This is a genomic window from Lysinibacillus sp. BSL11 (assembly GCF_052928325.1).
On sequence record NZ_JAVGCX010000010.1, the window covers coordinates 123,547 to 143,532 of the forward strand.

Sequence of the window (19,986 nt, forward strand, 5' to 3'; positions counted from 1 at the left end):
TCATTCCTCTGTTGGCTGAGATGCTTGCTGCCAAATATCTCGGTTAAAGGAGGTGGTTTGGACCGTATTTAAAATTGTCTGCGCAGCTCGGATTTGCATATGCTTCATAGGAGAGGAAACTTTTCTTAAATGCTCTATCCATTCATGATAATTTCGACGATCAACAAAGCGAACCCCAAATGGTGAACCAGGATAATCAAAATAACCATTACGAGATAGCACAACCTTACGGATGGGCATATCAATATCCTCTTGTTTAAATAATTGCGACAGTACCGATTCCATCCGCCCTAAGTTAATTGTTGGATTCAGAACTTTAGAATCCTTCGTCCCTACTTTTTTAATCCAGAAGCGATCACTGCCACCTACATATACAGCTTGATTTTCAGCCTCTAAGACCGTAATACAAATACACTCTGTCGGCGACATTAACACTACATCTAGCTCTATAGGTGCTTTTCTAATTTGTAGTATTGGATAATAAAACAACAGATAATTATCTGGCAATGTTTGCAATAGCATACGGAGCAATGAGTCACGCATAAAGCGAGGATCTACATATGATTTTTCCCGTAATGTTGAACTGGCCCATTTCATTTGAAAATGAAAGAACTGATCAATAAACATTCGTTTCAACTCATGGATGGATTGTGGTGCATACACAATTTTAGGTTCAAATGTGAGCGTCGTTTCTTCTTCAGGAATGATATCCTCATCGCTAACAAGCTCATTTGATATTTCTACTTCTTCCACATCCTCCGTTGTTTCCTTTTGACGTCCAGCAAATAATTTTTTTATGAAGGAAAAACGTTCTTTTTCCTCGTAAGCCTCCGCTTCAGCCTCATTGTCGACATGTTGCCACTCGCTAATATCTTCTCCCAATTCCCACTGTCGCTTAATGCGCTCCCATTGGTTTTTCTTCAAGCGCACAAATTGTGTTGGGTATCTCGCTAAATCAATTTGATAGCGTGAAATGTAATCTTGTAATTTCACCAATTGTGCCATGTAAAGGTCACTCCATTCTTACTCACCATATCTATAGTTCTCTTTTATCTAGATTGCTTTGGTAGAAAAAAGAGGCATTGTATTCAATACATCGACAATTATTCTACAAATTTCAATCTGTAAAATTATTCATTACTATCCTTTTTATTTTACATGACGATACCAAACATTACATCCATAAAAAAGAGAACTACCCTTATCGATAGTTCTCTTAAACGGTTCTTTTATTTTGTATTCAAAGAAAGTGGTAATTTCGCCTCAAAAGCTTGTTGCAATTTACGCGTCCATTCACCTGGCACTCCAGTACCGATTTGGTTGCCATCCACATCAACAACAGGAGTAACTTCTGAAGATACAGAGGATACAATGATTTCATCCATTGTTAATAAATCAGCTTTTGTCATTGGTTCTTCAACGACAGGTAAACTAATTTCCTCTGCACATTTTAAAATGACCTGACGAGTAATACCGTTTAAAATGAAGTTATTAGCTGGGTGTGTATAAAGCTTACCGTCTTTAATCCCATAAACATTTGCTGATGAACATTCTGTTACGATATCCCCTCGATGTAAAATTGCTTCGTAGCAGCCCTTTTCAGCTGCCTCTTGTTTTGCTAATACTGCACCAAGTAAGTTTAAAGATTTGATATCACAGCGCAACCAACGAATATCCTCTACAAACGTAGCCTTAACCCCTTTTTCAAAGTTTTCATATGCACGTTCACCAGCTTTCACATTACCTGTTAATACAGCTGGGACACTTGCATCTGGGAAAACGTGATTACGTGAATTGGCACCACGTGTAATTTGGAAATAAACATGCCCTGTACCAAGATTATTTTTTTCAATCAGCTCATGTAATAATTTGTGTAAAACGTCTTTTGTATAAGGAATAACAAGACGAATTTTTTCGGCGCTTGCATAGAAACGATCAATATGCTCTTGTGCTGTAAACATATTTCCGTTATACACTTTGATTACTTCATAAATGCCGTCACCAAATTGATAGCCTCGATCTTCTGGTGATACTGCAATGGATCCTTCTTCAACAATTTGATCATTCCATAATGAATATGCCATGTTTTGCTCATCCTTTTCGTCTTTGAGTTATTTTTTTCCTGCAAGTTCAACAATTGCTTCAGCATAAATTGCCGCTGCTTTTACGAGGTTTTCAACGACAACAAACTCATCCGCTCGATGCGCTACATCTGGCTCCCCTGGGAACAACATGCCAAATGCCACGCCTTTTTTCATCACACGTGCATACGTCCCACCACCAGTTGATAATAAAGGTGTTTCTGTATCTCCCGTTTGACGTCTATATATAGCTGCTAATGTCTGGATGAATGGATCATCTTCGCTGACATAATGTGGCTTGGAGTCGTCTTGTATGTCTAGAGAAAACCCTTTTTCTACCGTTAAGCGTTGTGCTGCTGTTATTTTTTCATCGAACGGATAGGAAACTGAATAGCGCATACTAATTACTAAACTACCACCTTTATGGACATCATAGCTTACGATCCCTGGATTTAATGTTGTTGGTCCTGACATTGTATCCTCAAACTGCAGATCGAGCTGACTACCATAATGATCCTGATAAAAAACATCTGCAATAAAGTCGACAAATTGTTTACTTGCTTCTGTCGTCAACTCTTGTTGTAAAAATGCTGCAAGATAAACAGCTGCATTGATACCTTTATCTGGTTCCATTGCATGGGCTGCTTTACCTTTGATAGTTATTATATAGCGAGACTCCTCCATTAATAAAGAGCCTTCTAGCTGATTTTTGCTTAAAAATGTTTGAAAATTCTGTTCGAATGATGCTGTTACATGCTGAATCATTGCTTTTGCAAAATCAGGTACCATATTTGAGCGCTTTCCTGCATTAAATAGTAGTAGTTGTTCTTTCGTTGCATCACCCACTTTATTTTGAGAGAACACAAGCTCTGCAATGCCTTTTTCTGCATTGATGAGCGGGAAATCTGCATCTGGTGCAAAACCAATTGTCGGCATTTCCTCCTGTTTAAAATAGTGGTCGACACAGCGGAATCCTGTTTCTTCGTCTGTACCAATAATCATTCGTACTCTTTTTTCTAACGGAATACCTGCATCTTTCACAAGTTTCATGGCCATCCATGCCGCAATCGTAGGCCCTTTATCGTCAATCGCACCACGTGCAAATAATTTACCATCAGCTACTGTGCCGCTGAAAGGAGGGTAAGTCCAATCTGCTTCTTCTCCAAGTGGGACAACATCAACATGACATAAAATACCAAGTAAATCTTCACCAGTTCCCATTTCAATATGTCCAGCATAATTATTAACATTTTTCGTGAGCAGGCCTTCTTTTTGACCTTTTGCTAGTAACCATTCAAGCGCTTGAAGTGGACCATCTCCAAAAGGTACTTCAGTAGTTATTGTATCCTCATCGAGCACACTATTTATTTGCACAAGCTCCTGTAACTCTTGTATTAATTCGTCTTGCCTTTCTTTTGCAGCTTGTAACCAATCCATACCATGTACCTCCTTCAAAGTATTAACATTATTCTACACCTTACAACATATATGACAATCAGCTTTCTGACAACTATTTTCAGTAACTTCTACTGTCACTACCATATATAGCACGTTTTTCACGTATTCCCACAAAATACAGTATAAATTTTATATATTAATTGTAAATTTCTCTTGCATTCACTAGAAAATTAAGTAGTTTTTCTATATAATAAAGTTATCAGAATAATTGTTCTGACTATAAAATTAGAAAAGGGGATGTCTAAGGCAGCTACTTATTAGCCTAAGTGCACTCCGCACATATTGTCGTCCGCTAGTCTTTGCCAAGAGAATTAAGATGAAGGAGTGGTTCATTTAATGAAACCAACTACTGATCGAATGCTTAATCGTATTAAAGACGTGTACATGTTTATTTTAGACAAAGGAACCGTGTCTACACAGGATTTAGTCGAAGAGTTTAGTATCACTCCTCGCACCGTTCAAAGAGATTTGAACGTGTTAGCCTTTAACGATTTGGTGACGAGTCCAAGTCGAGGCAGATGGACAACGACGAAGAAAAAAGTAAAATTAACGTCTTAGTTTTACGTTTTGTACGTAAAGCATTATGTATGGAAAAAGAATGACCTTTCGTCGGGGTCATTCTTTTTTGTCGTAAGAAGATTATTAGATTTTTTGCCCACTTTGCTTACTGACTTCTCCGTAAATTGATGATTTATAAAGTGATTATTTACATCGCTCCTTTACCCTTCAATCTGAGCTACACATTTTAGCATAGTAGCATAAATCTGCGCGCCATTAGCTGCTCTGTTCTCTTTCAAGATTATTTTAACTATTTACAGTTGCTTAACAATCCGTTAAACTCGAAACATTCTAAATGTTGAGAGGAGGATTTTATATGACTTTGTCAAAGTTGTTTCATCCATTAGTTTGGATTATTTTAGGTGGGACAATTTTTACACGTATTGCAAGCTTTATGGCAATGCCTTTTTTAGCTATTTATTTACATAATGAAATTCAAGCCTCTCCCTTACAAATTGGATTGACAATCGGTATCGCGCCGCTCATTTCCACAGTAGGTGGATTTTTCGGGGGTTATTTAACAGATCGCTTTGGTAGAAAAAGCGTTATTCTATTAACAATTATCGTTTGGAGTCTTGTGTTCTTTGGCTTCGCAACGGTTCATGCTGTTTGGCTTTTTATCCTATTCAATGCTTTAAATGGACTTTGTCGATCATTTTTTGAACCTTCCACACAGGCATTGATGATTGATTTTACACCTGCCGATAAACGAAAAAGACTATTTTCCTTACGTTATACGGCCATAAATATTGCAGCGGTTATTGGTCCTATTATTGGCGTGTATATCTCACAGCTATCCAGTCCAAGTATCCCTTTTATGCTGACAGGGATGATGTATATTATTTACGCAGTGTTTTTATTTTTTGTGTTAAATCGCTATCAAATGCAGCAACCCAAAGCTGTTACACAAACAAAAATACTCAGTACATTCACGATTCTTTTGACAAATCGTGTGCTGCTTAGCTTCATATTGGGAGCCATTTTAATCAATATTGGGTACTCGCAATTTGACTCAACGCTACCTCAAATTATCGAATTAAAGATTGATGAAGGTGCGAAACTTTATTCGTTATTAATCTCTCTCAATGCAGCAGTTGTGTTATTACTACAATTACCTATTAGTATAGTATCAGAGCGCTTTTCATCTACAGCAACATTATTAGTAGGTGTACTGTTCTTTGCTATTGGATTATGTATGTTTGGATTCTCCAATAATTATACGCTCTATATCATTGCCATGATTATTTTTACAATAGGTGAAATCTTTGCCTTCCCTACAATGAATGTCATGATTGATGAAATTGCACCAGATACTCAAAAGGCAACCTATTTAGGTGCTGCACAATTTAAAAATTTAGGTGGCTTTATTGGCCCAATAATAGGCGGATGGCTCTTGACTCATTATATGAACGCTATGTTTCCAGTCATCGCTGTTCTTGTTTTATGTAGTTGTATCTTTTATAGAACAAAAATAGCAGCTCATTAATAAACGCCCCATTGCTATCAAAATAGCTAATTATGCTATCGATAGAATGGGGCGTTTTTTTAACTATTATAACCCTCGTCAGCAGCGACCTCTGCATAACTAGAATATTGATCCTTACCAGCATTTTTGGATTGATAAAGCGCTTTATCGGCCCGTTCAAATAAGCTCATTTCTGTATCCTCAGCATGATTATAAATGGCTCCGCCCATGCTCACAGACAACACAGACCATTTCTCGCTCACTTGGCCATCATATCTAACTGATCTTATTTGAGTCAAGATGTCCTCTGCCATGTGCTGCATCTGTTCCTCTGTTGTATCGTATAAAACAATGGCAAATTCATCCCCACCGAAGCGTACGACAAAGCCACTTTGTTTCACAACATGCTTTAAAATTTTCGCTGTTTCAATGAGGATATGATCTCCTTCTACATGACCAAATTGATCGTTTACTTGTTTAAAGTTATCTAAATCAATTAACAATAAACCTGGCACATTCATTTTTCTTTTTCTTAATAAATTATCAATTTTTCTAATATATGTAGCACGGTTATAAACACCTGTTAACGGATCGAAGGTAGCTAGGTGTATTGTTTTAGATAAAATTTTATTAATAACTAACAGCATAATAAAGGATGTTAGTAGGGCGATAGACAGTAAAAACCAAAATTGTTTCGTATTTTTTTGAAGAGCTTCCATTTTAGTGAAATTAATAAATTTCACATAGACAATTCTTTTGGATGACTCCCCTCTCACTGTCTCTGCTTCATAGGGCAGAAAACGATGTGTTTCTATATAACCATTGTCTAAAGCCTTTTCATACTCAACTGGCTCCATTGTTTTCTTTGCTAGCTCGAAGTATTCTTGAAATTTCTTAGATTGCTCCTGTACAGTGATTTTCTTCGATCTCGAATCATTAAAGAAAACGCCACCTGCATTAATAGCTTGCACATCCACTAAATCAATATATTTACCAATTAAGTACTGTGCAGTTTTCTCAAAATTAAAGGTTTGGAAGACAGGATCATTTAGTAGGTCTATTCCTAACTCAAGCAAATATTTCTTATCATGTGTTGCCAGATAGCCAAATTTTCGATATTCTCCTGTTGATGTTGAAATATCAATGCCATCTGTAAAAAATTCGCCACTAGCGCGCCGTTCATCCAATAAAGCAGAAAAACGTTGACAACAAAGCGAGAAATCCAAGCCAATATCTTTGGCAAAAGTCGTGTAAACCACTGTATTGGATTGATCTACTATGTAAATATCCATACCATGTTTCTTTTTCATTTGCTGCAAATCCCAAGTAGCTACATTAGGGTTTTCATGGTAATAGTTTTTTAACTGTCTAAGCTCTTGTTCCATTTTGTCTGAAATAGTATTATCAAAATAAAAATGGGCATTATCAACAGTTTGCATATCTGTCAAAATATGATTTTCAATTAATATTTTATTCATGCTCACTTGTTTTTCTATCTCTGTTACCAGTATTTGTCGGTTCACATATGAAATAACAGCAACAAGTATGAGTGCAAATGCTATTAAAGATAGTAATAATTTAATACGCAGGTTCTTCATTTAATTGTCCTCTACTTATTTATACCATCGTCTTTTGGGAAACATTTCAAAATATGATACATTCTATGACTATATCACAATAACTCATTTCATATTATACAGTTACAGTCATATTACTGTATATAAAAATCCCCGATGCTATGTGAGGCATCGAGGAATAATATGTTTAATGATTGTTTTGTAAACCGTTTAGCTCTTCTGTAGTGAGCTCACGATATTCACCTAACGCTAGATTTTCATCTAATATCAGGCTTCCCATAGAAATACGCTTTAAATATGTTACACGTTTTCCTACAGCCTCAAACATTCGCTTTACCTGATGAAACTTGCCTTCTTGAATCGTTAGCTCTATTTCCGATTGCTGTGCAGACTTTAGAATCACAAGCTTTCCAGGCTTTGTAACATAGCCATCATCTAGTTCAACACCATTTGCAAATTTCTCGGCATCTTCTTCTGTCACAACGCCTTCAATCTGTGCGTAATAAACTTTTGGCACATGCTTTTTTGGAGACAATAAATTATGAGCTAATTGACCATCGTTTGTTAATAAGAGCAACCCTTCTGTATCTTTATCTAATCGACCAACAGGAAACGGTTGAAAATGCTGGTGTAATGGCTCTAATAAATCAATTACTGTTTCATCTCTTAAATCCTCAGTGGCAGAAATAACACCAGGCGGTTTATTCATTATAAAATAAACAAATTCTGTATAAACAACGCGCTCTCCAAACACTGAAACAATTTGCTGTTCTGGGTCTACATGTAAAGCTGCATCCTTGACATAAGCACCATCTACTGTGACAGCTTTTTGCTTTAATAACTGCTTCACTTCCTTACGAGAACCGTACCCCATATTTGCTAGTAATTTATCTAAACGCATCGTTCCACTCCTATTTCAATCCCAGTTTACTCATAATACGGGTTAATCGTTCACCTAATAGCTTTTGGGCTAAACCTAGGCGTAATGATAAAAAGCCATAAACAGCCGCACCAACACCCGCACAAATAATTGAGAATAGTAATGCTGAGAATTTACTATCAACTGGTCCCATTAGTAATTCCAATAATTTATGCACCATCAGCACGCTAATGGCCATCGCCATTGTCAATAAAGCAATTAGCATGACACGACGCACAACCATTTCTGATCGATAATTCAACGTTTTTCGTAACACAAGCATATTAATGATAATCGAAACACTATAGCCAATAGCTGTAGCTACTATTGCACCATCTGCCTCTAACCAGCGAATTAAAGGAATATTTAATGCTAGCTTTACGAAAATTCCAGATAATAAGCTGAAAACAATCCACTTTTGAAAATCAATTCCTTGAAGTAGTGCTGCTGTGACTTGAAATAACGCAAATAAAATAGCAACAGGTGCATAATGCGCTAAAATCGTTGCTCCCATTTCGCTTTCTGAATAAAGCATAAAATAAATTTCATTGGCTAATAGAGAAATACCAACCACAGCTGGCAATGTAATAAAGATTAAAATTTGATAGGTCTTATCCATTGCATGGCGGAGCGCTAAATACTCCCCCTGTGTAAAATACTTTGTAATTGTTGGTACAAGCGCCATCGAAAATCCAGTCGCTAGCATAACAGGGATGATAACAACTTTATGTGTCATAAAGTTAATCATCGATAAATAAGTATCTGTTACTTCTGCTAAACCAATGGACGTCATTGCTCCATTAAACGTAAGCATGTCGACTAATTGGAATAACGGATTGGCCACCCCTACAAACACCATTGGGATGGAATAGGTAATCACTTCTTTATAAATATTGGACATTGGTAACTGTGTGGAAGTCACACTTTGGCTACGTAATAAGTTAAATTCAGGCTGATACTTTTTCCAGTAATAATAAAGAACACCTAATCCTCCGATTGCCCCGATAAATGCAGCAAACACAGCAAAGGAGATGGCTGTCTCTGGTTTTCCTTTAAACACAATAACCACTAGGAACGATCCACCAAGTAACACAACAATTCGCACAATTTGTTCCACCAATTGTGAAACGGCAGTAGGCTCCATTTTGTCGTAGCCTTGGAAGAAGCCACGCCATAGACTCATAAATGGTACTACGATTAAGGCAAAACTAACCCATCGTATTACTGAAGCAATTTGTTCGACTGTAAAGACTTGTTCCTCACTCTTAATAACTAGCCCTGCTATTGGCGTAGCAAGTAGAAAGAGGGCAATAAATGCTGCAAAGCCAGTCATCATCATAATAAGAATGCCAGATTTCATCAGCTTGCGACCCGATTGATAATCCCCCATGGCATTATATTTGGATACAAATTTAGAGACGGCTATTGGTGCACCTGAAATGGCGATTGCCAGCATAATTGAATAGGGAATATATGCATATTGGTAAAGCGCAATGTTCTTCTCGCCAACAATTGCATAAAACGGAAAAATATAAATTAATCCGAGTACCTTCGATAAAAACATCCCCATTGTTAATATCGCAGTACCTTTCATTAAATTGGACATCATACCCATCCATTCATTGTAAAATCAATATTATTATCGTAACACTTTAATGGCTCTTATAAAACATTTTCCTTACTCATACACGACATGCAAACGCTGTCACCTTGTAAATGATTTAAGTAAACCAATTGTAATCTTACCACATTTATAGGAAATGAGACGCATAAAAACACCAAAAAGTTCATTCATAAAGAAACTTGAAGAAAAAAGGCCTTAAAATAATCGGTGAGGAATTGAACATCCCCACCGATTAAGGTATTTCTTATACCATGTCCACAAAGAACTTTTTATACCATACTAGGAATACATAAACTGTCCAAATATAACGACCACGATTTGCTTTCCCTTCGTAGTGCTCATCTAGATAGCCAACTAATTGTTTTGTATCAAAAAATTCATTTGCAAAGTCAGTTGTAAACATTTCTTTTACCATACTGTAATACTTTTCTTCACGTAACCAGTGACGAATTGGCACTGGGAATCCAAGTTTCGGACGCTTTGCCCATTCTTCTGGCAATTCCTGATGTGCAGCTTGACGTAAAACATATTTTGTATCGATATCATTCACACGGTATCTTGAAGGAATATTTTTCGCTAACTCCATTACTTCCTTATCTAAAAATGGTACACGTAATTCAATCGAGTGTGCCATACTCATTTTATCTGCCTTCAATAAAATATCACCAGGCATCCAAAGATTTAGATCTAGATACTGCATTTTTGTCACATCATCATCGCCAGGCACTTCATCATAAATACGTTTTGTAATCGATTTTACAGATGGGGCATTTTTATAAGCTGGCTTTAAAACATTAATAGCATCTACTTCATCCCACACTACCGCTTCTCCAATAAAGCGCTCTTCTACTGTTTGAGCACCTTTAATAAGGAAATTCGTGTATTGATTTTTCGGTAGAGCTTCTGCCATCCCACGTAATGTTTTACGAAGACCTAATGGTAATTTTTCGTATTTTTGCATTCTTCCTGAGTTTTGATACCAAGCATACCCACCAAAAATTTCATCAGCACCTTCACCTGATAGGACAACCGTTACATCCTTTGAAGCAAGCTCCGAAAGGAAGTAAAGTGGCACTGAAGATGGATTGGATTGTGGTTCATCCATATGCCATTGAATTTTAGGTAGCGCTTCAAAGCACTCATCTGCTGTAATGTATCTACGTTCATTTTGAATATTCAACGTATCCGATAAATCTTTTGCAAGATTTGTCTCATTGAACATATCTTCATAGTCCGCAAACCCGACTGAGAAGGATTTATCTGGGCGTAATAAGGACGTAATATAACTAGAGTCAATACCACCCGATAAGAATGAACCAACTTTTACATCACTGATTTGATGAGCCTCTACAGATTCTTTAACAGTTGAACGAATTTCTTCAATATATTTTTCGATTGGTGCTTCTTTTGCATGGAATTTTTTATCCCAATATTGCACGATTTGCATTTGTCCATTTTGAATTAGCATATAGTGTGCTGGTGGTAATTTAAAGACACCTTTAAAGAATGTTTCATCCATAGATGAATACTGGAATGTTAAATAAGGGCGAAGTGCCTGTTTATTTAACTCTTTAATAAATGATGGGTGTGGTAAAAACGATTTAATCTCAGAACCAAAGATAAACGTACCGTCAGTTGTATGCTCAGAGTAATATAATGGTTTGATTCCAAAGCCATCGCGCGCAATGAATTGTAAATCATTCTTTTTATCCCAAATACAGAAGGCAAACATCCCACGCAGTTTCTTCACAAAATCTACGCCATATTCTACATAGCCATAAATAATGACTTCACTATCTGACTGCGTTTTAAACGTATGACCTTTTTCAATAAGATCTGCACGCAGCTCTTGGAAGTTAAATATTTCTCCATTAAATACAAGCACAATATTGCCATCTGCACTATATAATGGTTGATTTGCTACGTCTGATAAGTCAATAATACTTAATCGACGGAAACCCAACGTCACTTTATCGTCACTATGAATACCACCGCTATCTGGTCCACGGTGAATAATTGTATTCATCATATTTTCTATCGTCTGATGATGATCAATCACATTTGTTCCATTAATATAACCTATAAATCCGCACATTCTATTTTTCACCTCATAATTTAGTGCATAACCTTTACCATAATAGCACGAAAAGACATTCATTTCATGCTGACAATGCTAATAAAGGAAAACTTTCATTCATCCAATTGTATAAAAAGAATATTGTGTTTCATTCTACTGTATAAGCTCTTCATCCCAAAAGAAGAGATAAAGAATTATAAAACACTTTTCTATTATTTTCAATGTCAAAGAAAGCCCCTCTCTATATAGACTTCATGTATAATAGGAAAGATTCCTAATTTGAACAGAAAGTGAGTTTCTAACTATGTATGATGTAATCGTGATTGGTGGTGGCCCATCTGGATTAATGGCGGCGATTGCTGCTGGAGAGCGCAAAAAGAAGGTGTTATTGTTAGAAAAAGGCACAAAACTAGGCAAGAAATTGGCCATTTCTGGCGGAGGACGCTGTAATGTTACAAATCGTTTGCCTGTTGAAGAAATTGTGAAACATATACCCGGTAATGGCCGTTTTCTCTATAGTCCATTTACCGTTTATAATAATGAAGATATAATTGCATTTTTTGAAGGACTTGGTGTCGCCCTAAAGGAAGAGGACCACGGTAGAATGTTCCCTGTATCCAATCGTGCACAAGATGTCGTTGATGCGCTGATTAGACAGCTACAACGTCTTCATATTGAAGTTCGTTTACACACAGCTGTCAGTAAGCTTCTAATGGATGAAGATAAAATTTTGGGTGTACGTCTTGCTGATGGCACAGAAGTCCGTAGTCAAGCAGTCGTTGTAGCCGTTGGGGGCAAGGCGGTTCCACAAACAGGCTCAACAGGTGATGGCTATCCTTGGGCTGAACGTGCGGGTCATACAATCACTACCTTATTCCCAACAGAAGTCCCTGTTATTTCAAAAGAAGATTTTATTCAAGCACGTGAGCTACAAGGACTAGCATTGCGTGATGTTGCTGTCTCCGTGCTAAATAAAAAAGGCAAGACACTCGTCACCCATCAAATGGATATGCTCTTTACCCATTTTGGTTTAAGTGGTCCTGCTATTTTGCGTTGTAGTCAATTCGTTGTGAAAGAATTAATGAAAACAGGCTATGAGCCCGTGACAATGCGTATTCAAACACTGGTACATTATAATGAAGAAACATGTCTACAATATTTAAATAAATTAATAAAAGAAGATCCGAAAAAGGCTGTGAAAAATGTTTGGAAAGGCATAGCACCTGAACGATGGCTCTTGTTCTTATGTGAGCGAGCACATATTGATGTTCAATTGACGGGCGCTGAATTATCCCAAGAGAAAATTCGTCAGCTAGCACGTTTACTAGTAAACTTCACCTTAACAGTGAGTGGCACACAGTCACTCGATAAGGCGTTTGTAACAGGTGGCGGTGTCTCTGTAAAAGAAATCGAGCCAAAAACAATGGCCTCAAAGAAAAAAGAAGGACTGTTCTTTTGTGGAGAAATTCTTGATATTCATGGCTATACAGGCGGCTATAACATCACTTCAGCCCTTGTAACGGGACGTATTGCAGGAATGCATGCGGCATTATAATAGAAGAAAAAGCGTGTCCGTAGAAAACGGACGCGCTTTTTTAGCTTTCACTAGACATATAAACTTCTTCAAATGGTTGGATAATAACAAAGCCCTCACCAGAAAACGCCATCTGGATGGATTCTCCACTGCCTCGGCCGATAAATGTACGGAAGCTAATATCTGTTTTAAATTCAGGTGTTAAGTTGCCTGACCATGCGACAGTAGCATGCGGATCAGTATATACTGTTTCACCTGGTTTCACTAATAATGTCAGTGGTTCAAAATGAGTTGTAATCGCAACCTTCCCTGTTCCTTGAAGGGTTACATTAAATAAACCACCTGACATGATGCCAGCCATTTTACGCATCAAACGTATATCCCATTCGATGCTAGGCTCAAAGGCAAGTAAATCATTGCCATTGACACAAATACTGTCGTTTTTCAAATCAAAAACAGTTACTTTCTTTCCTTGATCCGCTAAGTAGAGTCTGCCCTTTCCGCTAGCTTTCATCAATTGCGTACCTTCACCCGTTAAAGCCTTTTTAAACATTTTGCCAAGACCATGCTCCAAGACGCGCTCACGTTCAAATTTAATATCACCTGTATAGGAAATCATAGCGCCCATTTTTGACCACACTTCACCGTTTAGATTAACCTCTAATACGCGTTCAGTTTCCAATTCAAAATAATCATTCTCATTATCGTCCTGCTGTGTTTTATGAACAAATTCATCTAAAGAAAATTTCCCCATGATTGATCCCTCCCTAATTACTTTATATACGTTGATCTTTGAGAAAAGATTCAATTTTTAATAGTTTGTTCCTCATCATGAATTTCGTTACAAAATTTCTCTTTTAATTACGAAATCACTTTATTTCCAGTAATGTTATTGACATCAGACATGTGCTGTTATACATTAAACAAAGAAATTGTACTTGTTATATAACAATTAATTCAAAAAAATAACTATATAAGTGCCATCCACGAAATGACACCTATATAGTAATTTGAAAGTTCATATTATTGTGTAGCAGATACATCTCCAACATTTTGCGCTGCTTTTAAAGCTGTTTGCTTACGTACATCTGCACGTAACGTTAAGGAAATAATCAACGAAGCTGCGATTAAACCTGCGAATACATAGAATACAGGAATATAGCTTCCATACGCATTTTTGATTGCACTTACTAACAACGGTCCAAATACTCCACCCAATGACCACGTTGTTAATAAATAACCATGAATCACACCAAGTTGCTTTGTGCCAAATAAATCACTTGCAAATGCAGGTAGATTTGAGAACCCACCACCATAGCAACTAACAACTAAGAAGATAAGTGCTTGGAAAATAATTACGTTAGTTGTATGTGGTAAAACGATAAATGTGATTAGCTGTGCTGTAAAGAAAATAACGAAAACGTTAGAACGACCGATATAATCAGACACAGCGGCCCAGATTAAACGGCCACCACCATTAAATAACCCCATAATTCCTACCATTGCGGCAGCACCTGCAACTGATAGACCAACAATTTCCTGTGCCATTGGTGAAGCAACAGAAATCATCATAATCCCTGCTGTTACATTAACTAAATGCATTGACCAAAGCATCCAGAAGTGCTTTGTTTTAACAGCTTCTCGTGCTGACATAACAGCTAAATCTTTCTTCACTACGTCCTTACCATTATTGGCAGCTGCTTTCATATTAGCAGGCATATAACCTGGCTTAGGTGGTGCTATATATGAAGCCCCTAAAATCATTAACGTGAAGTAACTTGCCCCTAGAATAAAGTATGTTGTAGAAATGCCAACTGCCTCCATTAAGTTGGCTGCGACTGGTGCTGTAATCAGTGCACCCGATCCAAAACCAAGTACGGCCATACCTGTTGCTAGACCACGACGGTCTGGGAACCATTTTACAAGTGTTGATACAGGTGCAATATAGCCAATCCCCATTCCTAATCCACTAAGAACACCATATGTTAACCAATACATAACAACAGAATCCATTGAAATGGCTACACCAGCACCAGCTTGTCCTGCTCCAAATAAGACAGCTGCTACCATCGCCGATTTACGTGGTCCCATTTTTTCTACTAAACTACCAAATAATGCAGCTGAGAAACCAGCTAATCCCATCATAATGGTAAAGGCAATCGTTACCTTTGTTTCACTCCATCCCATTTCTGTGACAATCGGTAGCTTGTATACACTGTATGCATAGGCTCCACCGATTGAAAGGTGAATAGCGATTGCAGATAATGCAATTAACCATCTATTTTTATTCATAAATTCTCATTTCTCCCCTCTTTTGCTACCTGTGAAAATTCTATGAACGTCCATGTAAAACAATTTACCACTTAGAATTATTCAAATGCAAGATGTTTTTCTAAAAAATATTATTTCTCCAAAAAGTTTTTCATTCTTTTCTTAAAAATTAAAATCAAACAAACCTTACAGCCTCTAAGAAAAATGAAGTTTTACAAACTAAAAAATCTACATATACTAGATTTTATTATTTTTCTACTCTATTTTATCGTTATATATTAATTATTCTTAAATAATTATTTTTGTGTATATTTTCACATGCTGTTTATGAATAAAATCTTAATTAGAAAATTAATTTCTATTATCTATCTAAAGAAAGAACTATTTATTTAGTTTATTACGCTAGAATTTTTAAGAACAGAAGAGAAATTTGAAACTATTTTCTACAAGATTTTTACTTTTATATGTATGAACAAAAAGCTGGTTTCCGTCTTTTATTTCTATATTTTTATTATAATTTCAAAAAATTACAATACAATCAATGTATATTTCAAATTATTTATTGAAAGTGAAAAATTTTTTATTATTCAAATATATATATTAGAGTCCAATTTTCTGGCATATGTATGCCATTACAACAATATAAATCATATTTATCAATCGTTTTGTTATACTACACAATAAAAAAAATACTCTTCAACAAATCTTGTATTACAACAGCTTTGTTATTTATGGTAATTTAGTATAAACTAAGAATTTTTAGTATGTTTTAAGGTAAACATGCTTATTTTGTAGAATTGAGGTGATGAATGTATAAAAGAAAGCTAATAGCTATCGCTCTTTTATATGTCTATGAAAAATATATCTTTACGTCTAAAAATGTTTATTTTTTCATTTATTATTGTCCTTTTTTCTATAGCAACAAGTGGTGCTATCATGCTCCATAACCTTTCGGGTGCATTTGAGAAAGAATTTGGAGCACGAGCCATTGCTATCGCGAGAACCGTTTCACAACTGACAGATGTACAAAATAATGTTGGGAAGCCGAATGGATTTGAAGTTATTCAACCCATTGCGGAGAGAATTCGTTTAACAACTGATGTTGATTATATCGTGATTATTGATATGAAGAAAATCCGCTATTCTCACCCTTCCGAGAGCAAACTTGGCACAGTTTTTGAGGGTGGAGACGAAATAGAAGCTTTTTCACAGCATGAATACATATCAAAAGCTCAGGGAGTGCTTGGCTATTCCATCCGTGCATTCGTTCCTATAATGAATGAAGAAGGTACACAACAAGTTGGTGTTATTACAGTTGGGTTACTCACACCAAAATGGTACAACCTATTAGATGAATATCAATTTGATATATTGATTTCTCTTTTTTGGGGACTAGCTATTGGATTAGGTGGTTCAGTCTGGGTGGCTAATCACTTAAAGCGTCAAACATTTAACTTAGAACCATACGAAATCGCTCGCTTAGTCGAAGAACGATCTGGCATTATACAGGCAATGGATATCGGTATATTAGCAACTGACGAAAGCGGTAATGTATCATTTATTAACCGTCTCGCAAGGCAGTATACTCATTTCTTTGAACAAAGAATTTCCCGCAAAGAATTATTTAATGGGACATGGCTTGCGGAAGACATTTTACAGCAGCATGAAATATATAGACCTTTACTTATACATGACCAGATGTATTTAGTACGCACCTTCCCTATTCGAATTTTAGATCAAAATGCTGGATACCTTATAATGTTAACGGATCGTAAAGAGGCAAATATGTTAGCTGAAGAATTAACAGGGATTAAAATGCTTGTGGATTCCTTACGAGCTCAACAGCACGAATATATGAACCGTTTACATAGTATTGCAGGATTAATTCAACTAGATCGTAATGAGGAAGCTCTGAGTCTTATTATTGATGAAATTACGGATGAAGAGGAAATTATACAAATTTTACATGATAAAATACTTGATTACTCAATTCAAGGTTTACTACTTGGGAAGTACTCGCGAGCAAAAGAACTCGGCGTGGAACTGACCATTGATGATGATTCAAAGCTAGCCGATATTATGAGCGGTTTTTCTAGTGGTGATTTGGTAACTATAATTGGGAATTTGCTTGATAACGCGATGGAAGCATGCTTTGAGTGTACGTATAAAGATGTACGATTAACGTTAATTGGCGATAAGCACTATCTATATATAGAAGTACAGGATAGTGGCTTGGGGATAATAGGTTTACCGCATCGAATTTTCGAATATGGTTTTACTACCAAACAAAAGGAAGGACATGGTATTGGCCTTGCACTTGTTAAACAAATTGTAGAATCTAATAACGGAAATATACAAGTTGAATCAACGGTCAATATCGGTACAAATATTACTATTGAGGTAGGGATGATAGAGGAACAATGAGCATACTTTCAGTTTTTATTGTAGAAGACGATCCAATGGTGCTTGAGATAAATAAAGGTTTTTTAAATAAAATGGTTGGTTTTCAGCTTGTAGGCGAATCGATCACTGGTCGTGATGCTTACGAAAAAATTAAAGTGAAAAAACCAGATTTAATTTTACTAGACATGTTTTTACCAGATATGACTGGTATGGATTTATTTTTAAAACTCCGTTCAGAAAGGATTCCCTCAGATATTATTCTGATAACTGCTGCGCGGGATGCTCCGACTGTTCAAGAGGCTTTACGATTTGGTGCAAGCGATTATCTCATTAAGCCCTTTCGTTTCGAACGTTTTGAAAAAGCTTTACAGCAATATAAAAATAGCTCCAAGTTGTTTTCTAATTGCACGGCCTTAAATCAAGAGGATATTGATAATTGGCTAGGTATACAACAAGGGTCAAATGAATTACCTAAAGGCTTAAACAATTTAACGATGAAACAAATATTAGATTATTTAACAACATATCGAGTAGCTATAACCTCCGAGCAGCTGGCCCAAAATGTTGGAATGGCAAGGGTCACAGTTCGAAAATACCTAGATTTTTTAGCAACTAAAGGAACCGTTAGCATTGAACTACAATATGGAACAGTTGGACGACCAACGAAATATTATTCTATAAAATAGTTGAGCACAAATAGTTATTAAAATAAAAACTCATATAGAATCTGCTATTTTTCTTATTATGCATAGCTTTATGATGCTTTACTATGCACATTAATAAAAGAAAAGTAAGCAGATTCTTTTTTCTCTAGCAATCATCTTGTATTATAACAATTTATCAATATAACTAATTGTTATATACCATAAATACCAAAATGTTCATTAAAACCATAATATTGAATATTTATTCGTATAAAATACAATAGAAAGCGTTCACATCTTATACAGTTAGGAGTGAATTGACATGTGGCGTAACCCTATAAAAGTACTATTCTTAAACTTATGGTTTTTAACCATCCTTATAGGCTGTCAACAGCAAACCTATCCAACTGACAATGAGCAATTAAGTCATGAAGAACAAATTGTCATTCGTTTTTCACATGTTGTTGGTGAAAACACACCAAAAGGAATGGCAGCAATTAAATTTGCGGAGCTTATTAAGGAACGAAGTAATGGTCATGTAGAGATTCAAGTTTTTCCAAATGGTGTACTGTACAAGGATGGTGAGGAGATGAATGCTCTCTTAAGAGGAGATATTCAGATGATTGCCCCTGCCATTTCAAAAATTACTACGTTTGTACCCGAATGGTCTGTCATGGATTTACCTTATGCATTTAAAAATGCAAAAGAAGTTCATACATATGTTGAAAGCGAAGTTGGGCAATCATTAATGAAGAGATTAAATAAACACAATCTAATCTCGATGGGCATATGGGATAGTGGTTTTAAACAGTTAAGTAATAGTATTCGTCCCATCCAAAACTTAACTGATTTACAAGGCTTACGCATGAGAATAATGCCAAGTGATATTTTAGCCGAGCAATTTTCCATTGCCGGTGCCTATCCTAGACGAATCGATTTTAATACGGTCTTCCATCAACTACAAAAAGGCAATGTTGATGGGCAAGAAAATACGCTCACTAATATTACAAGCAAAAATCTACATTCACTTCAAGATTACTTAACTATTAGTAATCATGGCTATCTAGGCTATTTGTTATTAATGAACAATGAATTTTGGAATTCCCTCCCTAAAAATGTACAGGAGCTTTTGATTGATACTCTTGAGGAAGTACAAAAATGGGAGTGGCAACAAGCAGAGAATTTAAGTGCAGAAAGACTTCAGGAAATGGAAGCATGTCAATGCATACAAATTCATTATTTAACGGAGGAAGAAATAGAGGATTGGGAAAACGCCTTTAAACCAGTATACGACTATTATACAGAAAATTATGGTTTTAAATATATTGAGGCACTTCCTAAAAATCAATTTCATTAACTAGGGTTTAAAAGGTTG

General features: G+C 36.2%; 15 protein-coding genes. 6 read left to right on the forward strand and 9 right to left on the reverse strand.

Translation table 11 applies throughout. From position 1 onward, the window contains the following. The 3 genes from RCJ95_RS13730 to pepV all read right to left on the reverse strand — a co-directional run bounded on the left by RCJ95_RS13730 (position 1) and on the right by pepV (position 3,518). Positions 1–1,005: a nuclease-related domain-containing protein gene (locus RCJ95_RS13730; protein WP_221681026.1), complete on the reverse strand. Its 1,005-nt coding sequence runs from the start codon at positions 1,003–1,005 to the stop codon at positions 1–3. Between the two features lie 224 nt (positions 1,006–1,229). Beyond that, positions 1,230–2,084 carry a D-amino-acid transaminase gene (gene dat, locus RCJ95_RS13735; protein ID WP_312128156.1) on the reverse strand — a complete coding sequence of 285 codons (855 nt, stop codon included), beginning with the start codon at positions 2,082–2,084 and terminating at the stop codon, positions 1,230–1,232. Positions 2,085–2,111: 27 nt separating this feature from the next. Then, entirely contained in the window at positions 2,112–3,518 is a 1,407-nt protein-coding gene (gene pepV / locus RCJ95_RS13740; protein ID WP_446722414.1) for a dipeptidase PepV, read from the reverse strand. A gap of 357 nt (positions 3,519–3,875) precedes the next feature. Between pepV and RCJ95_RS13745 the strand changes: the two genes are divergently transcribed. Together RCJ95_RS13745 and RCJ95_RS13750 are read left to right on the forward strand one after the other, a co-directional pair. Further along, the gene (locus RCJ95_RS13745; RefSeq protein ID WP_004226074.1) at positions 3,876–4,097 is read left to right on the forward strand and encodes a DeoR family transcriptional regulator; all 222 of its coding nucleotides are present in this window, start codon (positions 3,876–3,878) and stop codon (positions 4,095–4,097) included. Positions 4,098–4,413: 316 nt separating this feature from the next. Next, positions 4,414–5,583, forward strand: coding sequence for an MDR family MFS transporter (locus RCJ95_RS13750; RefSeq protein ID WP_004226066.1), 1,170 nt, complete (start codon positions 4,414–4,416; stop codon positions 5,581–5,583). Positions 5,584–5,642: 59 nt separating this feature from the next. Here the strand turns inward: RCJ95_RS13750 and RCJ95_RS13755 are convergent, their stop codons facing one another. The 4 genes from RCJ95_RS13755 to asnB form a co-directional block, all read right to left on the reverse strand. After that, complete coding sequence (locus RCJ95_RS13755) at positions 5,643–7,160, reverse strand: GGDEF domain-containing protein (protein WP_221681029.1); 1,518 nt, start codon at positions 7,158–7,160, stop codon at positions 5,643–5,645. 166 nt (positions 7,161–7,326) lie between these two features. Beyond that, complete coding sequence (locus RCJ95_RS13760; protein WP_221681030.1) at positions 7,327–8,040, reverse strand: pseudouridine synthase; 714 nt, start codon at positions 8,038–8,040, stop codon at positions 7,327–7,329. 10 nt (positions 8,041–8,050) lie between these two features. Continuing rightward, a complete protein-coding gene (locus tag RCJ95_RS13765) occupies positions 8,051–9,664 on the reverse strand; it encodes a putative polysaccharide biosynthesis protein (RefSeq protein WP_221681031.1) in 1,614 nt (537 codons plus the stop codon). A gap of 262 nt (positions 9,665–9,926) precedes the next feature. Next, positions 9,927–11,777, reverse strand: a complete 1,851-nt coding sequence (gene asnB / locus RCJ95_RS13770; RefSeq protein ID WP_313150561.1) for an asparagine synthase (glutamine-hydrolyzing) — start codon at positions 11,775–11,777, stop codon at positions 9,927–9,929. Positions 11,778–12,063: 286 nt separating this feature from the next. Between asnB and RCJ95_RS13775 the strand changes: the two genes are divergently transcribed. Continuing rightward, the gene (locus RCJ95_RS13775) at positions 12,064–13,314 is read left to right on the forward strand and encodes an NAD(P)/FAD-dependent oxidoreductase (protein WP_048393473.1); all 1,251 of its coding nucleotides are present in this window, start codon (positions 12,064–12,066) and stop codon (positions 13,312–13,314) included. Positions 13,315–13,354: 40 nt separating this feature from the next. On the opposite strand, the gene RCJ95_RS13780 is transcribed toward RCJ95_RS13775, so the two are convergent. After that, positions 13,355–14,047, reverse strand: coding sequence for an AIM24 family protein (locus RCJ95_RS13780; RefSeq protein WP_036118779.1), 693 nt, complete (start codon positions 14,045–14,047; stop codon positions 13,355–13,357). Positions 14,048–14,316: 269 nt separating this feature from the next. Next, a complete protein-coding gene (locus RCJ95_RS13785) occupies positions 14,317–15,585 on the reverse strand; it encodes an L-lactate MFS transporter (protein WP_004226054.1) in 1,269 nt (422 codons plus the stop codon). Between the two features lie 915 nt (positions 15,586–16,500). Here RCJ95_RS13785 and RCJ95_RS13790 point away from each other — a divergent pair. From RCJ95_RS13790 to RCJ95_RS13800, 3 genes are all read left to right on the forward strand, one after another. Next, positions 16,501–17,988: an ATP-binding protein gene (locus RCJ95_RS13790; protein ID WP_221681034.1), complete on the forward strand. Its 1,488-nt coding sequence runs from the start codon at positions 16,501–16,503 to the stop codon at positions 17,986–17,988. Continuing rightward, positions 17,985–18,653: a response regulator gene (locus RCJ95_RS13795; RefSeq protein WP_257520371.1), complete on the forward strand. Its 669-nt coding sequence runs from the start codon at positions 17,985–17,987 to the stop codon at positions 18,651–18,653. The genes RCJ95_RS13790 and RCJ95_RS13795 overlap by 4 nt, the downstream gene beginning before the upstream one ends. 280 nt (positions 18,654–18,933) lie before the next feature. Then, complete coding sequence (locus RCJ95_RS13800) at positions 18,934–19,968, forward strand: DctP family TRAP transporter solute-binding subunit (protein WP_446722415.1); 1,035 nt, start codon at positions 18,934–18,936, stop codon at positions 19,966–19,968. The last annotated feature ends 18 nt before the right edge of the window (positions 19,969–19,986 follow it).